Genomic DNA, 17,612 nt, shown 5'->3' on the forward strand with positions numbered 1-17,612 from the left:
ACTAGGTTTGGGAATATTTTGTTTAGGCGCTGTACTGATTTTGTTAGGTGCAAAATATTGGGTTTGGTTACAAATACTAGGACTTATTTTAATTGCTGTAGGTTTAGTGCCAGCCGCCTTTGGCTATCTAGGTATTTTGGCTTATCGCATGGCCGCAGGCTTCAAACGGCCACCTTCTTCTTTTGACAAAGATAAGTAAAATAGCCCCTAGCGTAATTCCCCTCGAACACATAAAACATAACATGGCTATCCACAACCCCTGGTTTTGGTACGCTGACAACAACCAAAATGTTGGAAAATAAATTATCACAGCACTGACTACCATACTATTTCGCATGGCAATGGCGCGGGTTAAACCAACGAAAATACCATCAAAAAAGAAACACCAATGAGCAATAAGTGGCAATAAAACTACAAATAGCATGTAGTCTTCCATCTGCTGTCTCAACGATATTTGGTCCGTTAATAAAGCGGTAATTTCTGCACCTAATAGCCCAAAGGCTACACTATAAACCAATGCAAGGATCGTAGACCACACCAAACCATGTAAGGTAACCTGAACAATACCGACTTGACTTCCCTGGCCTTTCTTCTCACCTACTAATGCCTCGGCAGCAAAAGCTACACCATCAAGTCCTAGTGCAATGAGCGTAAAAAACTGCATGATAATGGCATTAATTGCCGCTTCATTTGAACCATAGCCCACCCCTTTAAAAATTAGAAAGGCAATGCATGCCTGCAACATCAAGTTGCGCAAAAAAGTATTACCATTCAAACTTAATACAGGTTTTAAACTTCCTAAAGAAAACCATTGTTTGTCAAATGTTGGATTAATTAACGCTTTGATTGCCATCAATAGGCTAACTATAAAAATAAAATACTCAGCTAATACTGTCGCTAAAGCGACACCAAACACGTCTAACTCTAGCCCCAGCACAAACCAAAAGTTCAACACTACGTTCAACAAGTTGGCAGAAACTTGTATCAACAATACACTTTTTGCTTTTTGCTGACCGATCAACCAACCCACCAACGCCAAATTGGCAATGGCCGCGGGCGCGCCCCAAATTCGCACATTGAAGTATGCCGTTAAACTCGTTTCAATTTCTGCGCTAGTGTTAGCCAAGTAAAGTCCAAGTTGCAATATTTTCTGCTGAAAAGCTAGCAATAAGACCGCAAGTAACAAGCCGACAAGCAAACCTTGAAACAAACTTTTGCTGCCCAAGCTAGTCTCAGAATTCCCCTTAGCTTGGGCACTTAAGCCTGTTGAAGTCATCCTTAAAAAACCACAAACCCAATACACCTGAGTAATAATTAGTGTGGCAATAGATGCCCCCGCTAAATAATGTGTTCCATCCATATGCCCTAACACAGCGGTGTCTACCAACCCCATTAAAGGAGTCGTGATATTACTCAAGATCATGGGCCCGGCTATCAATAATATTTTTTGATGTAAGCTGATTTGGAAAAAGTTTGATAAAATACGATTTTGGCTCATTTAACTTTCATTTTTTAATGTTCAATACTAAAAGGACTCGCGTGAATACAGTGTGGAAAAAAGTCTGGAATATAGTCGGGAAAACTTTATTGTTGACCTTAACATGGCTAACCCTGTCAACAAACTCTTTGGCACAAGACAATGCCGTCATTTTAGTTTACCACCACGTGAGTACAGAAACCCCAAGCTCTACTTCCGTCAGCCCAGAAGTATTTGCCGAACACATGCAGTACTTGGCAGATAACTATCAAGTACTACCGTTAAAAACGGTGATAACTAAACTACAACAAAAACAACCATTACCCGATAAGTCTGTGGTGATAACCTTTGATGATGGCTACAAGAATATTTACCAGAATGCCCATCCAATCCTAAAGAAACATAACTTTGAATACACCATATTTGTCAATCCGATACTGATTGGCAAAGCCGATTATCAATTGGACTGGCAACAAATAGACAAAATGGCTAAAGAAGGGGTGAGTTTTGCCAATCATGGCAATGCCCATATCCATTCACTAGGCATATTAGCCAACGAGTCACACCAAGATTGGCTAACTCGCGTCACCCTCAATGTACAAGATGCTGAACGTTTACTGCAGAAAAAGCTTGGCTATAGCCTTAAATATTTTGCCTACCCATACGGTGAATTTAATCACAGCATGCAACAAAAACTAACCAGTCTAGGTTATGTTGGCTTTGGTCAACACAGTGGGGCGATTGCTTCTCATAGTGATTTTTCAGCTTTGCCTCGTTATCCAGCAGCTGGTATTTATAGCAAGTTGGCATCACTAAAAGTGAAGTTAAGTAGCTTAGCCATGCCAGTCTCAAATGTTACCCCAAATATTGCCGAGTTAGACTCGTCTACAGATAAAATTGACTTGAGTTTTAATATCGACAGCACAGATATTCATCCCAACAACCTTGCCTGTTTTAAGAATGGCAACAAACTGGAGCACGTCAATCAAGGAGGCCAAATATCTATGACGCTAAGCAAGATGCGTAAGCCTGGTCGTCATCGGGTCAATTGCACTGCGCCCAGTAAGCGTTATGGCAATAGATATTATTGGTATTCTAAACCGTTTTTTGTGCCCACTGCTGACGGCGAGTGGTTAAATTAGAAAATGGCTAGGAAGAAATTGCTTTGCTAAGATGCAGGTGAGCCCCCAATCCTAACTTTGCCATACCTAGGGTCACACCTGTTTCAGATTCGATAACAAACCCTAAAGCAGTATAAAAAGCTATCGCTTGAATATTGCTTGCCTCTACATCGAGGCAAATAACAGACTTGTTTTTTTCTAGTGCTAGGCACGTCATCTGCTCTAACAAAACCGATGCCACCCCTTGCCTTTTATTCTGCGGCGCTACAGACAAATGGCCAATACACCATTCATTCACTTTTGGCTGGCTCGTACAGTCTTGTAAAACATGATTATTTTGCAACACCAGTAATGCATTTTCGAGCCCATAAAATTGACTAATACTAGTTAAACTCGCTCGGTGAAAACTTTCACTTAACTCACAATGCCAAGCACTTACACAGCCTACCACTTGGCAGTTTTGTTCAACAACCCAGTGATTATGATAGCCATATTGCCCATCCCGACAGACTAAACTTGTGCGCAGAAAGTTGCGCACTTGAAAAGTTGAATTAAGCGTAAAAAATGCACTCAATAGTTGCGGAGCCGAATCATAAATTAGCTTTGCTAAAGTATCAGCATCATCGGCTTTAGCACGTCGAATAAACATCAATTAGATAATTATGGGGCCATTAGAATTGGCATGTCAGCTAAGATCTTTTGTCCTTCACTAATTGGCAGCTTACCTAGCGCGAAATCCGGTTTAAATCGTCCCACCACCTGTGCCTTGGGATTAACGACGACCACAGAGGAACTATGGTCCACTAAGTAATCAGGATTATCGGTACTTTCAGACATGGAATACATCATGCCCATTGCCCGTACCAACGGAAACAATTGAGCATGCTCGCCACTAACTGCTTTAAAGTCAGGATTAAAAAAGTTGATATACTCGTTTAAACGCTTTGTAGTATCTCGCTTCGGGTCAACCGACATAAAAACCACTTGCACGGGAAACTTACTAGGTGCTTGCTGTAATTCAGGATAAATACTTTTCAATTCAGCCAGCGTAGTGGGGCAAATATCAGGACATGAGGTATACCCAACAAACACTAAGCTCCAGCGGTTTAACAAAGCTGACGGTGTAAACTCCTGATTTTTTTGATCCGTTAATTTGAAGTCGGGCAAAGCGCGTGGTTGCGGGTACACACTGATATGCTGAGTCTCATTGGCAGAGGGTGGGGCAATATTGATAGCGACAAATATACCGATCACTAGCGCGAACAACGCCACTAAGCCCGCTTGTAGTTTATTCATAAATAACCTGAGGTAGTAAAATTAAAAATGGATGTAATGGTCAACTAGTAAAACAACAAACAGCACCATTAAATGAATAATTGAAAATTTAAATGTTTGCATGGCGGTTTCTTTATCTGCTACAAACTTTAGCTTCCAAGCATAAAATAAGAAGCCAATATTCAACAGGCTTGAACCAATCAAATAGATTACGCCTGTCATGCCAATTAAATAGGGCAACAAGCACACCACACATAGCAAGATTGTGTACAAGAAGATTGACGTTTTAGTGAACTCAATACCATGAGTCACTGGCAACATAGGCACTTTCGCACGGGCATAATCTTTTTCACGATGAATGGCTAGGGCCCAAAAATGAGGGGGCGTCCATGTAAAAATAATCAACACTAACAGTAGCGCGTGGGCATGCACCTCACCTGTCACCGCAGTCCAGCCTAATAGTGGTGGAATAGCGCCAGCTAAGCCACCAATTACAATATTTTGCGGCGTGGCTCGCTTCAAATACATGGTATAAATTACGGCGTAACCTAACAAGCCAGCAAAGGTTAAAATAGCGGTTAAACGATTAACCCAAAGTTCCAGAATGATATAACCGGTTATGGTCAAAACTGCAGCAAATATTACCGCTTTCTGTGGTGTTATTTTTCCTTTCGGAACAGGGCGGTTAAAGGTTCTAGCCATTTGACTATCGATACGGCGATCCACCACATGATTGATCACCGCGGCCGCAGAAGACAAAAAACCGATGCCCGTTAAACCCGCAACAAGAATTTGCCAACTTACCCACTCATCACTTGCTAAACACATGCCCACTAAGGCGGTTAGTAATAGCAATAAAACAACCTTGGGCTTAGTCATTTCATAATAATCTTGGCAAGTAGCCAAAAAACTTGAATTCATGTTTGCTGATGAAGTCATGGTTTTGCTCACTCGATTCTCCTAAGTCTTACGATACAGGGTATAGCTAATACTGATCAATACCAGCATTAAACAGGCTGCAATAGCATTATGCAAAACGGCCACAGTAATGGGTAGGCTAAAAATAACATTACTCACGCCTAACATAACTTGTAAAATCAGCACAGAAACCATCAACACCGATAAATTCTTGATCAACCGTGATACTGCTGCTGTATACAATCGAATACATAGCCAACATAAATAGATAAAAGTGACCAATGCTCCCAATCGATGCATCAAATGCATAGTCATTCGCTCATGATATGAATGCGCGCCAAACTCATAATTCTCTGCATGAGGAATACTAAAGGCTCCGGCAAAGTCTAAATTTTCGTACCAAGCGCCTTCACAAACAGGTAATTCTGTACACGCTAAAGCCGCATAGTTTGCTGAAGTCCATCCCCCTAAGGCGATTTGCACCGTTAAAATAGCGATGCCGATAATGGAGTATTTTCCAAATCGCCGCATCCTAGGGTCGCCTCCCGAATTCTGTATGGCGTTAACCTCAATAGTAATAAAAACAAAAATGACAGAACCGTAAAACCACCTAACAAATGCCCCATTACCACCACAGGTAAGAGATTCAAAGTAACAGTCCACATGCCTAAAGCACCTTGAAAACAGACTAAACAAACCAACAAAAAGGGCAACTTGATAGGTTTGTTATAAGATTTTTTAAATAGACTATTTAAAAAAATAAGTAAAATGATAAAGCCTAAACCACTAGCAAAATAGCGATGGATCATTTCATTCCAAGCTTTGTGCTCTTCAAAAGGCCTATCGGGAAACGCTTGCTGATTGGTTTCGATATACTTAGTGGTATCGGCGAAATTTAAATGACCATAACATCCCGGCCAATCTGGACAACCTAAACCGGCGTCAGTCAATCGAGTATAAGCCCCTAATACAATCACTATCATGGCAACAACGATACTTAAGAGAACAAGCTTTTTCATACCTATTTCCTTTAGCCAATTCTTGACAATTTAAGTACTTTTCGCATGTCAGATAGAATATCTCGGCTATGCAACACAGCTTGTTCGGCATCTTGCTGTAGTGGATAACGCAAAATCACATTGTTTAATGTATCCGCAATAAATATTCCGTCTACGTCATTGTTTTTGAATACTTGTTTAATATTCGACAGATCAGTGTTAATTATTCTAACGTGAGATTCTTTGCTGATTCTCTGCAATTGTAGTTGGTGACTTTTTTCATGGCTTATCACAACGGCTTCTGCCCGATCGCTTTCTTTTCCGAGGGCGCTCCAAACTTGCTTAATACTGTACAGAGCATTTTCGCAGCTAACATCACAAAATTCTGGCAACACATAAACCAATTTCCATTTGGGATCTTGGTTCGCGGATTTTATCAAGCTCATATCTAAAGCGGGTTGGATCAAGATCCCCTTATTAGTTGATGCCTCGTTAAACCACCCGTTTTCTAGAGCTAGTTTGGCTAAAATTACCGGCAGTATAAACACCGCAGCGAAGATTAGAATCATCTTTTTGTTGTTGGCTTTTTTGGGCATACTCATGCTAGATCCTTTTTTATTTTTTTCTTTGAGCAATAAAAAATATTATTACCGCAGCTAAGGCCAATAAGAACCATTGAACTGCGTATGCAATGTGCTTTTCTGGCGCCATTACGACTGGCTGCCACTCTCTGACAAAACCTGAATTTGGTACTTCGGTCAATTTGACCACAAAAGGCAGCAAAGGTTTTCTATAATGTTGTTGCATTACATTTAGATCAACTTGTTGCAGTACTTTAGGCCACTTTCCATCAAGTTCAGCCGTTTCGGTTACCATAATATTTTTGCTCGGGAATGACACCAAACCTAAATAAGTTTGCTGAGTACTTGCTAACCTAACCTCAGGTAAAATTGCTCGACTATCTGTTGCTGCCACCCAACCAAAATTGGCAATCAACGTTCCCTGCTTAGTTTCTAGCGGCACCAATACCTGATAACCCACGCGCCCCTGATGTATTTTATTGTCTAGCAAAAAATACTGGGTTAGCTCAGGACTGGCGTCAAATTGAATCGGTACATCTACCATATCATTAATATTCGACAGTACATCAGCTAATCCAATTGCAGTTGCATCTTGCATTTGCTCGATCGACGCTAGCCTTTGATTTTTTTGTTCGGCTCTTTGTAACTGCCAGATGCCTAAAGCAAACATAATGACAACCGCAATAAAAGTGATTAATGTAGAGACTACTGGTAGGCGACGCATATTACTTTGCATATCCCTTTATTCGCTCAAGGAGTGTAACCATGTTAATAAAAATTCTAATTGGTGGTCTAATTATATTTATGCTGTTTAATCTCTTTAAGGCTATGATGATCATGCTTAAAAATGAGCCTAGTAGCCCGCCTATGAGTAAATTCATCGGTCGTCGATTAATGGCGTCAGCGGTGATCATAATACTCATACTTTTGGCCATGGCCACAGGATTGATAACGCCAAATCCCAGACCATACTGATTAAATTAAAAAGCCACGTCGATCGTGGCTTTTTAATCGCGGCACTGATTGATAAGGATTGTTTCTGACTAACCGTCAGGCTTAAATTAACAACCAGCCACAATAAGTAGAAAGTGTTTAGGCTGAATAACCACAGCATGCTTGTGCTTCATGATTAAAGTACCTCACAGTTCAGTGCAAACATTCAGCAAAATTTACCGCTCTTAGTTTACAAAATATAGACGAAGAAGAATAACAACACCCAAACTACATCAACAAAATGCCAATACCAACTACCAGCCTGAAAAGCAAAATGATTGTCTGCAGTAAAATGCCCTTTAAATACTCTGAGTAACATAATAAACAAAATCACAGTACCTAGGGTCACATGAAAACCATGAAACCCTGTTAGCATAAAGAATGTGTTGCCATATATACCAGATTCCAGAGTAAGCCCCATTTCTGTGTACGCGTGAATGTATTCTTCAACCTGCAATACCAAAAATATGCAACCTAAAATAACGGTGATGCTCAGCCATAACTTTAACTTAGCTCGTTGGTTGTTTTCTAAAGCCACATGAGCAATATGACATGTAACAGATGAGACTAACAAAATGATTGTATTGATTAGCGGTAAGCCATACCAACCCATCGCCTCGGTTTTGGTGCCACCTGGTGTTTCTACCAGTGGCCAGATAGCATCAAATGTAGGCCATAAAACTTCAAAGGTGGCTAAATTATTTGACGCTCCACCTAACCAAGGAACCGATATTACCCGAGCGTAAAATAAGGCCCCGAAGAACGCCATAAAAAACATCACTTCGGAAAATATAAACCAAGCCATACCTTGGCGATAAGAGCGATCCAATTGCGCACTATATAAGCCACTCATAGATTCGTTTATTTGGTTTCTAAACCAGCCAACCAGCATAAACAATAACGTTGCAAACCCTGCTAGCAGGATATAACCGCCAAAACCTTCTTTGTCTCGGGTTGACTCAATGACAAAATTTCCGGCCCCAACAGCAATTAAAAATAACGCCACAGCCCCAACAAATGGCCAAGGGCTTTCTGCGGGAACATAATACTTTTCATACTTTTCTTCTGACATAGTGTTCTCCTTTACCCGCGATTCAAAGCCACAACTTCCGCAGAAGCTGTCACGTTATAGAGGGTATATTGCACGGTAAAATAGGTAATATCTTTCGGTAACTGTGGATCCACATAAAACTGCATAGGCATAAGTACTTCTTCACCCGCTTTTAATGTTTGTTGTTCAAAACAAAAGCACTCGGTTTTATTCATATAGATAGCCGCTGTTCCCGGAGAAACAGAAGGCACTGCTTGACCAACGATGGCGGTAGCCGCAGAGTTTTTCACATAGAAATTGACTAAGTTCAATTGCCCTGGATGGACTTTTACTTGTTGGGTTTGGGCTTTAAACTCCCATGGCATTCCGCTATTAGTTCGAGTAATAAAGTCAACCGTCACCCACCTGCTTTCATCCACTTCAATCGATTCATATACCGCAGCTATGTCAGAGGTCTTACCGTTAATCCCCAAGGCATCACACAGCACGTCATACAAAGGCACCAAAGCAAAACCAAAACCAAACATGCCCACCACTATGGCGAGTAATTTAATAACCATTTTGTTATTCTTGGTTTGATTTTGCTGACTACTCATTAAAACTCTTCCAATCCGTTACTTAACTTTGGGTGGTGTTTCAAAGGTGTGATAGGGAGCAGGGGAGGGAATTTCCCACTCAAGCCCTTCGGCACCTTCCCAAACTTGGGCAGTCACAGGCTCGCCTTTTTTCTTACACGCCTTAATCAAAAGCGCTAAGAAAATAAGCTGTGATAAACCAAATGCAAAGCCACCTAGGCTAATCCATTTATTAAAGTCTGCGAACTGTAACGCATAGTCTGGGATACGACGAGGCATACCCGCTAAGCCAACAAAATGCATAGGGAAGAACAGCACATTGACCGAAACCAGAGAGCACCAGAAATGCCACTTAGCCAAGGTAATATCAAACATTTTGCCAGTCCATTTAGGTAACCAATAATACACCGCTGCCATAATCGAAAAGATTGCCCCCGTTACTAACACATAGTGAAAGTGCGCAACCACAAAATACGTGTCGTGATATTGGAAATCTACCGGCGTAATCGCCAACATTAACCCAGACAACCCACCTATGGTAAACAGCACGATGAAAGCTAGAGCGAATAACATCGGCACTTCAAAGGTCATCGAACCACGCCACATAGTGGCTACCCAGTTGAACACTTTTACCCCTGTCGGCACTGAAATGAGCATGGTAGCGAACATAAAGAATAGCTCGGCAAATACCGGCATTCCTGTAGTAAACATATGATGCGCCCACACGATAAACGACAGCAGCGCGATTGACGCGGTGGCATAAACCATAGAAGCGTAACCAAACAGCTTTTTGCGAGCAAAGGTTGGAATAATTGCTGAAATAATACCAAAGGCTGGCAAAATCATAATGTACACCTCTGGATGCCCGAAGAACCAAAAGATATGCTGGAACATCACCGGGTCACCACCACCAGCTGCATCAAAGAAACTCGTACCGAAAAACTTATCAGTCAACACCATAGTCACCGCACCAGCTAACACCGGCATTACCGCAATTAACAAAAATGCGGTAATTAACCATGTCCACACAAACAGCGGCATTTTCATGTAAGTCATGCCCGGAGCCCGCATATTCATGATGGTCACTATGACATTGATCGCCCCCATAATGGACGAAGCCCCCATGATATGCACCGCGAATACAAACAAAGCAGTACCATCATTACTATAGGTAGTTGAAAGAGGTGCATAAAAAGTCCAACCAAATGCGGGACCGCCACCTTCCATAAACAAAGATGAAAGCAAAATCAAAAATGCGAAAGGTAAGATCCAAAAACTCCAGTTGTTCATTCTGGGTAACGCCATATCAGGCGCGCCTATCATCAAAGGAACCAACCAATTGGCAAGCCCAGTAAAGGCCGGCATTACTGCACCAAACACCATTATCAGACCATGCACAGTGGTCATTTGATTAAAAAAGTTTGGCTCAACTATTTGTAAACCCGGTTGAAACAATTCAGCTCGGATAACCATAGCCATTGCGCCACCAGTTAGAAACATAATAAAAGCAAACCACAAGTACATGGTGCCAATATCTTTATGATTGGTGGTAAACAACCAGCGCTTTATGCCTTTAGGAATATGATGATCGTGATGGTCATCGCCATGTAGGCCGTCATCATGAATATCGTCAGTTACTGTTGTCATGGTCACCTACTCCTATTTTCCGTTTAAAGCTGAATTAATATCTTTAGCTTGCACTAAATCGCCTGTGTCATTGCCCCAAGCATTTCGCTCAAAAGTAACCACCGCCGCCAACTCAGACATACTTAATTGTTTGGCGTATGCCTGCATTGCCGTACCTGTAACACCGTTGAGCAATATAGAGATATGCTTAGCTTGATCAGTTGTTGCAATTTGACTTCCTTTTAGAGCAGGAAAAACGCCGGGTAAACCTTCGCCATTAGGCATGTGACAAGCAGCACAATTAGCGTTATACACTTGCTCACCTAAAGCCATGGCTTCTGGCAACGTCATGTTCATGGCTAATAACCTTTGCTCTTCTTCTTTGGCTTTAAGTTGAATAGCCTCTTGCTGCGCAATCCACTGCTCATATTCTGCCGGCTCCTTTGCCACCACAACTATAGGCATAAAACCGTGATCTTTTCCGCACAACTCAGCACATTGGCCGCGATACACCCCAGGCTCGTCAACTTTGGTCCAAGCATCATTGATAAACCCTGGATTAGCATCTTGTTTTACGGCAAAACTTGGCACCCACCACGCATGAATAACGTCATCAGAAGTAATTAAAAAACGTACTCTTTTACCTGTTGGGATAACTAGAGCGCGATCTACTTCTAATAAATAATTCTCGCCTTTTTCAAACTTACCTTGAATTTGCTCTTGTTGAGTTGCCATTTTTGAATAGAACTCAACCTCATTTCCCATATACTTGTAATGCCATTTCCACTGCGAGCCTGTAACTAAAACGGTCACATCGGGCTCGCTAGCATCTTCCATATCAATCAATAAATTTCTGGCGGGAATAGCCATACCAATTAAAATTAGAAACGGAATGACTGTCCACGCAATCTCTACCTTGATGTTTTCATGGAAATGAGCAGGCTTAGCTCCTCTTGATTTCCTATGGAAATAAATGGAAATAAACATGGCAATGAATACGCCCGCGCCAATTACCACACATATAATAAACATCAACATGTGCATGTCGTAAACTTCGGCACTTATTTCGGTCGCACCTTGAGTCATGTTTAATTTGTATTGTTCAATATGGTTTTTGGTTTCAGCAAATACTGGATTGGCTAATAAAACGGAAAGCATAGCCCCAGTTTTAGACAAAGTTTTTTTCACTCGACACCTCTATGTGTATATGACAAACACGTTTTATTATTTTCTCAGTAAAAAAAGACCCAAAGCGACTTCTTAAAACCCAAAGTAGCACGACAAAAAGTTAACTACTAGAAAACACATTGTTATCAAATTGTTACATCTAATCTTAGGATTACTTATTTAAGGGGGGTACGTCTAGCTTTTTTGTTTAAATTACAATCAATCGACTATTTTTTAAACACTTTTGTGAAAAAAACTTATCATTTATGAAAAATAGATTTTATGGTTCTTGAATTATTCAGAATTAAAACGAAGTTGAAGGAGGATAGAGCACAAAAAACGCAGCTAAATAGCTGCGTTCCAAATTAACAAATAGACTGCAAAATCATTGGCATGTTTCGGTGGCGATAAATACAAATAACCGTCCACTTCTCGCCAAATGTGCCATTTCAAGAATACAGATGGCTTTAACTACATCCAGTCAGCGTTACGAATAACGCCCACTGCTATACCTTCAATATTAAAAGGCTGCGTCGCTAAATCGACTTTAATGGGAGAAAAATCCTCGTTCTCAGCATGCAGTAATACTTGGCGCCCTTTTTTTCTAAGCGCTTTACCGTGACATCTTCATCGACTCTTGCCACAACCACTTGGCCATTGTGTACGTCGGTAGTACGATGCACAGCTAGTAAATCGCCATCCAAAATACCAATATCTTTCATACTCATGCCATTCACACGAAGTAAAAAATCAGCACTCGGTTTAAACAAACTGGGATCAACTTTGTAATGCCCTTCTACATGCTCTTGCGCCAAAATAGGTTCACCAGCCGCCACTTGACCAATTAACGGTAAACCTAAATCTTCCATTTGCTCATCAAATGGCGCAGTCACTCTAATCCCCCTAGACGTGCCAGGTAATATTTCTATTACACCTTTACGGGCTAGAGCTTTTAAATGCTCTTCGGCAGCATTAGCCGATCTAAATCCCAATTCACGGGCAATCTCAGCTCGGGTTGGTGGCATTCCAGTATCCAACATAGTGGTTTTAATTAGTTGAAGTACTTCTTCTTGTCTCGCAGTTAGTGGACGCATAAACAGCCTGTTTTTCTATACAGTTAGTGTGAGTATATACAGTTATTAAAAGATCTCAAAGCCTAATGTGTTTTTTTGTGCAACTGAAGTGTTTTACTTTTTAATGTAACCTTTATAAATCAATTCGTTAGTTATAGCTTCAAAGCGCTTTATCATCTGCGATACAGCTTGCAAATATATGCCTCCTATACGATGTACTTCACTTTCAAACGACTTGTTAAAGATGGGCTGATCTTCTGATAACTCAAGGCCAGCCCACCTAGATTCTAGACACGACTATTATCGAATCGTAAAACGATATTTGAATGTAGTTTTGGTGCTTACAAGCCTATGGCTACTGCTCAACTTTTAGTAAATAATCTCTAAAAATAAGCTCAGCCTCTTGTCTAGTGAGTTGACGAAAAAATAAGTCACAGCCAATTAACAAACAATACAACATGAGGCTGTGCCTTTTTGCTTCAACTGGAGAGTATATATCACTGAGGAGATCCATAAGGTAACTCAAGCGCTGTTGGTACACTTGTTGGACAAATTGGTTAACCTTTTGGTCTTTTTGCGCCCACATGTTTATTTCAATTTCTAATCGACTACTTTTCTCAAGGCCTTCAATACATCGAGTCACTAACAGTGACAACTTTTCTTGCGAGCTTTGCCCTGAACTAGAAAAAGCAATAAATTGCTGAGTAAAAGAACTACGCCACGCTTCTAACAGACAACTATCAAACTCTTGTTTAGACTTAAACCAATAATAGAAAGCCCCCTTTGTGACATTAAGTTGCTTACACAAATCAGCTATTTTGATGTACTCGTATCCCTTTTCATCTAAGGTTGATAAGCCTAAACGTAGCCATTTTTCTTTTAATATTTGTTCCAAATTTTTGCCAACCATTTACAACATACCTAGAGGTATGTTAACTTCCTATCGAAACATACCACAAGGTATGTTTTATTGATAACCATCAATCAGCGACAAAGGAAAGACAATGATCGCGCTTAAACATATCAAGAACTTAGTGAAAAACAGCCTCTATTGCTCAATAGCGACCAGCCAAAATAATATCCCTCATTGCTCACCAATCGGCAGTGTCTACATAGAAAACATCAAGCAAGGTTATTACTTTGAGATGTTTTCTGGCGCGGTGGCAAAATGTGACGATCCTCAACCACTAGGTTGTGTGTTAGTGGTTAACACGTCCTTATTATTTTGGTTGAAGTCTTTAATTAGAGGCCACTTTAAAACACCACCAGCGGTCAGGTTATTAGTACGCTTTGGTGAAAAGCGGGTCGCAACCGAAATTGAACTAACTAGATTTAGAAAGCGAGTGGATATATTTAAACGCTTAAAAGGCCATAAAATAATGTGGTCAAGACCCTCCCATGTCAGAGAGTTTGAAATACAAAAAATACTGCCTATTACATTAGGCAACATGACCAAAGTAGATTACAGCATTGAGTAAGGGCTCATTCTCTGTGCCATGCTGCACGCTATTTTTAATGACAAGGTTTGGGCACCTAAGCAATGGTCAGACCGATCACACTACCCATGCTAAAAACCACAGGGTAAGTTTATTTTCAGTGGTTTATGGCGCAGGTAGAATCTGCATGCTTAGCGCATCTCATTTATCCGTAACCAGTAAGAACTATGTCGCAAGCAGAATCGAGTGGTTAACAAACAGCCTACTCGTTGGATAATGTTTAACTCGCTAACCAACCACCATCAACAGCTAGTATATGGCCGTTCACATATTGACTTGACGGGCTGGCTAAGAATATAGCAGCCCCCACTAATTGTTCTGCCTCGCCCCATTTACCAGCTGGGATCCTATTCTTGATACTTTGATTTCTTTCAGGGTTATCTCGCAGAGCTTGGGTATTATCGGTAGCAAAATAACCTGGGGCTATGGCATTAACTTGTACATTCAATTTGGCCCACTCATTGGCGAGTGCTTTTGTTAATCCTGCAATAGCATGTTTGCTGGCGGTATAAGCAGGAACAGTTAAGCCTCCAGAGTAAGACAACATAGAAGCAATATTGATAATTTTTCCATGGCCTTGCTCAATCATTTTCTTACCCAAAATTTGGCTAATTAAAAAAGCGGAATTTACATTTACATCAATCACTTTTTTAAATTCATGCAGTGGATACTCAGCAGCAGGAAAACGAGATATGGTTCCTCCATTGTTAATCAATACGTCAATCGTTTTGTGTTCGGCTAATATGGCACCTAGCATAGTTTCAACTTCTTCGGTATTCGCTAAGTCAGCATGAACAGCAAAAGCTTGGCCTCCAAAACTCTCAATTTCTGCTAACGTTTGTGCAGTTCCACCAGCTTTAGAGCTGGCACAAATAACCTTTGCCCCAGCCTTAGCAAAACCAATTGCCAACGCTTTACCAATGCCGCGACTAGCACCTGTAATAAAAACCGATTTATTCTCGACCGAGAAAAGTGGTACTTCATTCATAAAAATTTCACTTATATTGTTTGTTATTAACTAGATTAGAATTTAATCCCATAGTCTTGCCGCACCCCTAAGAATAGAAGCGTCCCCCCAATAAGCTGGCAGCACTTGGCTGTGCCAAGTCTGACTAAAAACATGCTTTTGAATAATTTCAGGTAACTCATCATATAAGCTATTTATATTAGACAACCCACCACCAAGCACCACAACATCAGGGTCTATCACGTTACAAATATTGGCTATTACCCTGCCAATTCGATCGGTCAATGCATTTATTTCAAAAATGGCATTTGACTCACCTTTTTGAGCTAACTCATAGATCTCTTTACCTGTTTTTTTAAGCTTGGTGCGTTTTTCATAACATCGGCTTAACCCTGAACCTGAAATCCACTGCTCTATACAACCCTTAAGACCGCAGTAACAAGCTGGTGCATTATTTTCATCGAATGTAGCCCACGGTAACGAGTTATGCCCCCACTCTGCAGTAATTGCATTCGCCCCAGAGATTAAGTTGGAGTTAATGACAAGACCTCCTCCACACCCTTTACCTAAAATAATGCCACAAACTACTTTTTTGTTTTTACCTGAGCCATCATAAGCTTCAGACAAGGTAAAGCAGTTCGCATCATTGGCAATTTTGATTGGCCGTTGCAGTACCTTAGACACATCTTCTTTAAGATCTTTATCATTTAAAAACGATACACAAGAGTTTTTCACCATGTTAGAAACGGTGCCAATTGAACCTGACATGCACAGCCCCACAGACCCAGTACAGCCTAGCTTGCCTTCAATTTTTTGACCAAAAATCGAATAGTATTTAGAGCGCTATCGTAATTATTTGGTGCTTCGGCTTTAATCCTAGCAATAATCTCTCCTTGCCCATTAATTGCCGCAGCTTCGACTTTAGTGCCCCCAAAGTAAATACCAATTTTTATCACCAATAAGGCTCCCAAGTTTGGTTAAATCGCGTTAGAGCTTCTAAATAAAAATAGTCCCCCCAAATGCAATATTCGTCGACACCAACGTTGTTAGGTTTGTGGTAGACGCCATGCTCAAGCAAACCAGCACCGAGTGTATGATTGTCATTGGTATAATTATTAATTAGGCTAACCAATATACTTTTGGCCGCTGCTTCATAAGTGTGTCTATCAGGATCATTCAACGGTAAGCTTTTCAGTAACTCCAATATCCCGCAAACAGCAATGGCTGCAGATGAAGAATCACGCGGCTGATCACCCTGCGTAAAATCCAAATCCCAATAGCAAACTAAATCCTCAGGTAATCTATTGAGAAAGTAATTAGTGACGCGACATGCTTGCTCAATTAATGCTGGGGCAGGATAAAACCGGTAAACCAAAGGAAAGCCAGACATCCCCCAGGCCTGCCCTCTTGACCAACAAGATTCATCAGAGAAACCTTGATGAGTGGCTCCTCTCAAGGCTTTTCCTGTGATGGTATCCAGAAAGTAAGTATGAAAAGTGGATGCGTCTTCCCGTACTAGGTATCGCAGTGATTGTCGAATATGACTATTGGCAGCATTTTTATAACGTAAATTACCGGTTTCTTCGCTAGCCCAATACAACAAAGGCAAATTTAAATTACAGTCAATAATCATTCTGCCGGCTTCATTAGGGTCATTTAGATCTCCCCAAGCTTGAATGATGCCAGCCGGCTCAAGGTAACGCTCCAATAAACAATCAGCAGCGAGAATAGCCGCTTCTTTAGCTTCACTATTTCCTGTATTTTTGTAACCTGCAATACAAGATAGTGAATACAAAAAGCCAAGGTCATGGTGATCGACTTGTTCTCTTTTTTGATTCTTTGCGAGTATGACTTGATTTGTGCTAAACCAGCGTTGAGGAAAACCTCATCATTGGATAGTTCGTAAGCCAACCATAACTGGCCACTCCAAAACCCACTCGTCCACTCATTGTTAGCTATTTTATTGTAAACACCTGCGACAGAAGATGGCTCTGGATAACCTTCAGCAAAGGCACTGATATTGCTTTTGACCTTCAGTAAAGCGCTATCAATTGCTCCTTGTAAAAAGCTTGGCGTTAACTCAGCATCAAGATTGAACTGGGCGGGATTATTAATGGTTTCTCGAATGGAAGACTGACCAATATCCACAGATTTTTCGCGAAAGTTAAACATGATGGACGCTCTCCCTGTTAACTCTTCGGATATCGTTAAAATTGAGCACAACAGTTACGTCACCCATGACGACATCCAGCATTGAAGCTGACAAAGATACTGTATTACAACTTGCCATAAAG

At 40.9% G+C, this 17,612-nt stretch carries 18 protein-coding genes and 2 pseudogenes; 3 read left to right on the forward strand and 17 right to left on the reverse strand.

Going from position 1 to position 17,612, the window contains the following annotated elements:
- Window positions 1-127 precede the first annotated feature (127 nt).
- Window positions 128-1,498, reverse strand: coding sequence for an MATE family efflux transporter (locus RS130_RS04285; RefSeq protein WP_316024936.1), 1,371 nt, complete (start codon window positions 1,496-1,498; stop codon window positions 128-130).
- Window positions 1,499-1,587: 89 nt separating this feature from the next.
- On the opposite strand from RS130_RS04285, the gene RS130_RS04290 reads away from it, so the two are divergent.
- On the forward strand, window positions 1,588-2,619 hold the full coding sequence (locus RS130_RS04290) for a polysaccharide deacetylase family protein (protein ID WP_316024937.1): 1,032 nt from the start codon (window positions 1,588-1,590) through the stop codon (window positions 2,617-2,619).
- 7 nt (window positions 2,620-2,626) lie between these two features.
- On the opposite strand, the gene RS130_RS04295 is transcribed toward RS130_RS04290, so the two are convergent.
- The 6 genes and pseudogenes from RS130_RS04295 to RS130_RS04320 all read right to left on the reverse strand — a co-directional run bounded on the left by RS130_RS04295 (window position 2,627) and on the right by RS130_RS04320 (window position 7,094).
- Window positions 2,627-3,247, reverse strand: coding sequence for a GNAT family N-acetyltransferase (locus tag RS130_RS04295; RefSeq protein WP_316027967.1), 621 nt, complete (start codon window positions 3,245-3,247; stop codon window positions 2,627-2,629).
- An 11-nt stretch (window positions 3,248-3,258) separates the two neighbouring features.
- Entirely contained in the window at window positions 3,259-3,894 is a 636-nt protein-coding gene (locus RS130_RS04300) for an SCO family protein (RefSeq protein ID WP_316024938.1), read from the reverse strand.
- A gap of 21 nt (window positions 3,895-3,915) precedes the next feature.
- Window positions 3,916-4,812 (reverse strand): heme o synthase, encoded by an 897-nt coding sequence (gene cyoE / locus RS130_RS04305; protein WP_428982846.1) that lies wholly within the window; start codon window positions 4,810-4,812, stop codon window positions 3,916-3,918.
- A gap of 21 nt (window positions 4,813-4,833) precedes the next feature.
- Window positions 4,834-5,810, reverse strand: a pseudogene (locus tag RS130_RS04310) (COX15/CtaA family protein).
- Between the two features lie 11 nt (window positions 5,811-5,821).
- Window positions 5,822-6,391 (reverse strand): hypothetical protein, encoded by a 570-nt coding sequence (locus tag RS130_RS04315; protein WP_316024940.1) that lies wholly within the window; start codon window positions 6,389-6,391, stop codon window positions 5,822-5,824.
- A 13-nt stretch (window positions 6,392-6,404) separates the two neighbouring features.
- Window positions 6,405-7,094, reverse strand: coding sequence for an SURF1 family protein (locus RS130_RS04320; RefSeq protein WP_316024941.1), 690 nt, complete (start codon window positions 7,092-7,094; stop codon window positions 6,405-6,407).
- 41 nt (window positions 7,095-7,135) lie between these two features.
- On the opposite strand from RS130_RS04320, the gene RS130_RS04325 reads away from it, so the two are divergent.
- Window positions 7,136-7,345 carry a DUF2909 domain-containing protein gene (locus RS130_RS04325; protein ID WP_316024942.1) on the forward strand — a complete coding sequence of 70 codons (210 nt, stop codon included), beginning with the start codon at window positions 7,136-7,138 and terminating at the stop codon, window positions 7,343-7,345.
- A gap of 208 nt (window positions 7,346-7,553) precedes the next feature.
- On the opposite strand, the gene RS130_RS04330 is transcribed toward RS130_RS04325, so the two are convergent.
- The 6 genes and pseudogenes from RS130_RS04330 to RS130_RS04355 form a co-directional block, all read right to left on the reverse strand.
- Window positions 7,554-8,435, reverse strand: coding sequence for a cytochrome c oxidase subunit 3 (locus tag RS130_RS04330; protein WP_316024943.1), 882 nt, complete (start codon window positions 8,433-8,435; stop codon window positions 7,554-7,556).
- An 11-nt stretch (window positions 8,436-8,446) separates the two neighbouring features.
- Window positions 8,447-9,010 (reverse strand): cytochrome c oxidase assembly protein, encoded by a 564-nt coding sequence (locus RS130_RS04335; protein WP_316024944.1) that lies wholly within the window; start codon window positions 9,008-9,010, stop codon window positions 8,447-8,449.
- Between the two features lie 18 nt (window positions 9,011-9,028).
- Window positions 9,029-10,636: a cytochrome c oxidase subunit I gene (gene ctaD, locus RS130_RS04340; protein ID WP_316024945.1), complete on the reverse strand. Its 1,608-nt coding sequence runs from the start codon at window positions 10,634-10,636 to the stop codon at window positions 9,029-9,031.
- 12 nt (window positions 10,637-10,648) lie between these two features.
- Window positions 10,649-11,773, reverse strand: coding sequence for a cytochrome c oxidase subunit II (coxB, locus tag RS130_RS04345; RefSeq protein ID WP_316027968.1), 1,125 nt, complete (start codon window positions 11,771-11,773; stop codon window positions 10,649-10,651).
- Window positions 11,774-12,253: 480 nt separating this feature from the next.
- Window positions 12,254-12,876 (reverse strand): annotated as a pseudogene (gene lexA, locus RS130_RS04350) (transcriptional repressor LexA).
- 334 nt (window positions 12,877-13,210) lie between these two features.
- Window positions 13,211-13,765: a TetR/AcrR family transcriptional regulator gene (locus RS130_RS04355; protein WP_316024946.1), complete on the reverse strand. Its 555-nt coding sequence runs from the start codon at window positions 13,763-13,765 to the stop codon at window positions 13,211-13,213.
- A gap of 94 nt (window positions 13,766-13,859) precedes the next feature.
- On the opposite strand from RS130_RS04355, the gene RS130_RS04360 reads away from it, so the two are divergent.
- Window positions 13,860-14,333 (forward strand): hypothetical protein, encoded by a 474-nt coding sequence (locus RS130_RS04360; RefSeq protein WP_316024947.1) that lies wholly within the window; start codon window positions 13,860-13,862, stop codon window positions 14,331-14,333.
- A gap of 238 nt (window positions 14,334-14,571) precedes the next feature.
- On the opposite strand, the gene RS130_RS04365 is transcribed toward RS130_RS04360, so the two are convergent.
- Genes RS130_RS04365 through RS130_RS04380 form a run of 4 tightly spaced genes read right to left on the reverse strand, consistent with a single transcriptional unit; the run spans window position 14,572 to window position 17,167 of the window.
- Entirely contained in the window at window positions 14,572-15,339 is a 768-nt protein-coding gene (locus tag RS130_RS04365) for an SDR family NAD(P)-dependent oxidoreductase (protein WP_316024948.1), read from the reverse strand.
- Window positions 15,340-15,381: 42 nt separating this feature from the next.
- Complete coding sequence (locus tag RS130_RS04370) at window positions 15,382-16,086, reverse strand: ROK family protein (RefSeq protein ID WP_316024949.1); 705 nt, start codon at window positions 16,084-16,086, stop codon at window positions 15,382-15,384.
- A gap of 26 nt (window positions 16,087-16,112) precedes the next feature.
- Window positions 16,113-16,277: a hypothetical protein gene (locus tag RS130_RS04375; RefSeq protein ID WP_316024950.1), complete on the reverse strand. Its 165-nt coding sequence runs from the start codon at window positions 16,275-16,277 to the stop codon at window positions 16,113-16,115.
- Window positions 16,271-17,167 carry a glycoside hydrolase family 88 protein gene (locus RS130_RS04380; protein WP_316027969.1) on the reverse strand — a complete coding sequence of 299 codons (897 nt, stop codon included), beginning with the start codon at window positions 17,165-17,167 and terminating at the stop codon, window positions 16,271-16,273. The genes RS130_RS04375 and RS130_RS04380 overlap by 7 nt, the downstream gene beginning before the upstream one ends.
- Window positions 17,168-17,612: the final 445 nt, after the last annotated feature.

The organism is Paraglaciecola aquimarina (genome assembly GCF_032464635.1).
In the GTDB taxonomy this organism is placed as follows: domain Bacteria; phylum Pseudomonadota; class Gammaproteobacteria; order Enterobacterales; family Alteromonadaceae; genus Paraglaciecola; species Paraglaciecola aquimarina.

Bases quoted from the DNA above. Each gene is read 5' to 3' on its own strand.
- RS130_RS04285 (WP_316024936.1), bottom strand. From the start codon at position 1,498: ATGAGCCAAAATCGTATTTTATCAAACTTTTTCCAAATCAGCTTACAT.
- RS130_RS04295 (WP_316027967.1), bottom strand. From the start codon at position 3,247: ATGTTTATTCGACGTGCTAAAGCCGATGATGCTGATACTTTAGCAAAG.
- RS130_RS04300 (WP_316024938.1), bottom strand. From the start codon at position 3,894: ATGAATAAACTACAAGCGGGCTTAGTGGCGTTGTTCGCGCTAGTGATC.
- cyoE (WP_428982846.1), bottom strand. From the start codon at position 4,812: ATGACTTCATCAGCAAACATGAATTCAAGTTTTTTGGCTACTTGCCAA.
- RS130_RS04315 (WP_316024940.1), bottom strand. From the start codon at position 6,391: ATGAGTATGCCCAAAAAAGCCAACAACAAAAAGATGATTCTAATCTTC.
- RS130_RS04320 (WP_316024941.1), bottom strand. From the start codon at position 7,094: ATGCGTCGCCTACCAGTAGTCTCTACATTAATCACTTTTATTGCGGTT.
- RS130_RS04325 (WP_316024942.1), top strand. From the start codon at position 7,136: ATGTTAATAAAAATTCTAATTGGTGGTCTAATTATATTTATGCTGTTT.
- RS130_RS04330 (WP_316024943.1), bottom strand. From the start codon at position 8,435: ATGTCAGAAGAAAAGTATGAAAAGTATTATGTTCCCGCAGAAAGCCCT.
- RS130_RS04335 (WP_316024944.1), bottom strand. From the start codon at position 9,010: ATGAGTAGTCAGCAAAATCAAACCAAGAATAACAAAATGGTTATTAAA.
- ctaD (WP_316024945.1), bottom strand. From the start codon at position 10,636: ATGACAACAGTAACTGACGATATTCATGATGACGGCCTACATGGCGAT.
- coxB (WP_316027968.1), bottom strand. From the start codon at position 11,773: ATGCTTTCCGTTTTATTAGCCAATCCAGTATTTGCTGAAACCAAAAAC.
- RS130_RS04355 (WP_316024946.1), bottom strand. From the start codon at position 13,765: ATGGTTGGCAAAAATTTGGAACAAATATTAAAAGAAAAATGGCTACGT.
- RS130_RS04360 (WP_316024947.1), top strand. From the start codon at position 13,860: ATGATCGCGCTTAAACATATCAAGAACTTAGTGAAAAACAGCCTCTAT.
- RS130_RS04365 (WP_316024948.1), bottom strand. From the start codon at position 15,339: ATGAATGAAGTACCACTTTTCTCGGTCGAGAATAAATCGGTTTTTATT.
- RS130_RS04370 (WP_316024949.1), bottom strand. From the start codon at position 16,086: ATGTCAGGTTCAATTGGCACCGTTTCTAACATGGTGAAAAACTCTTGT.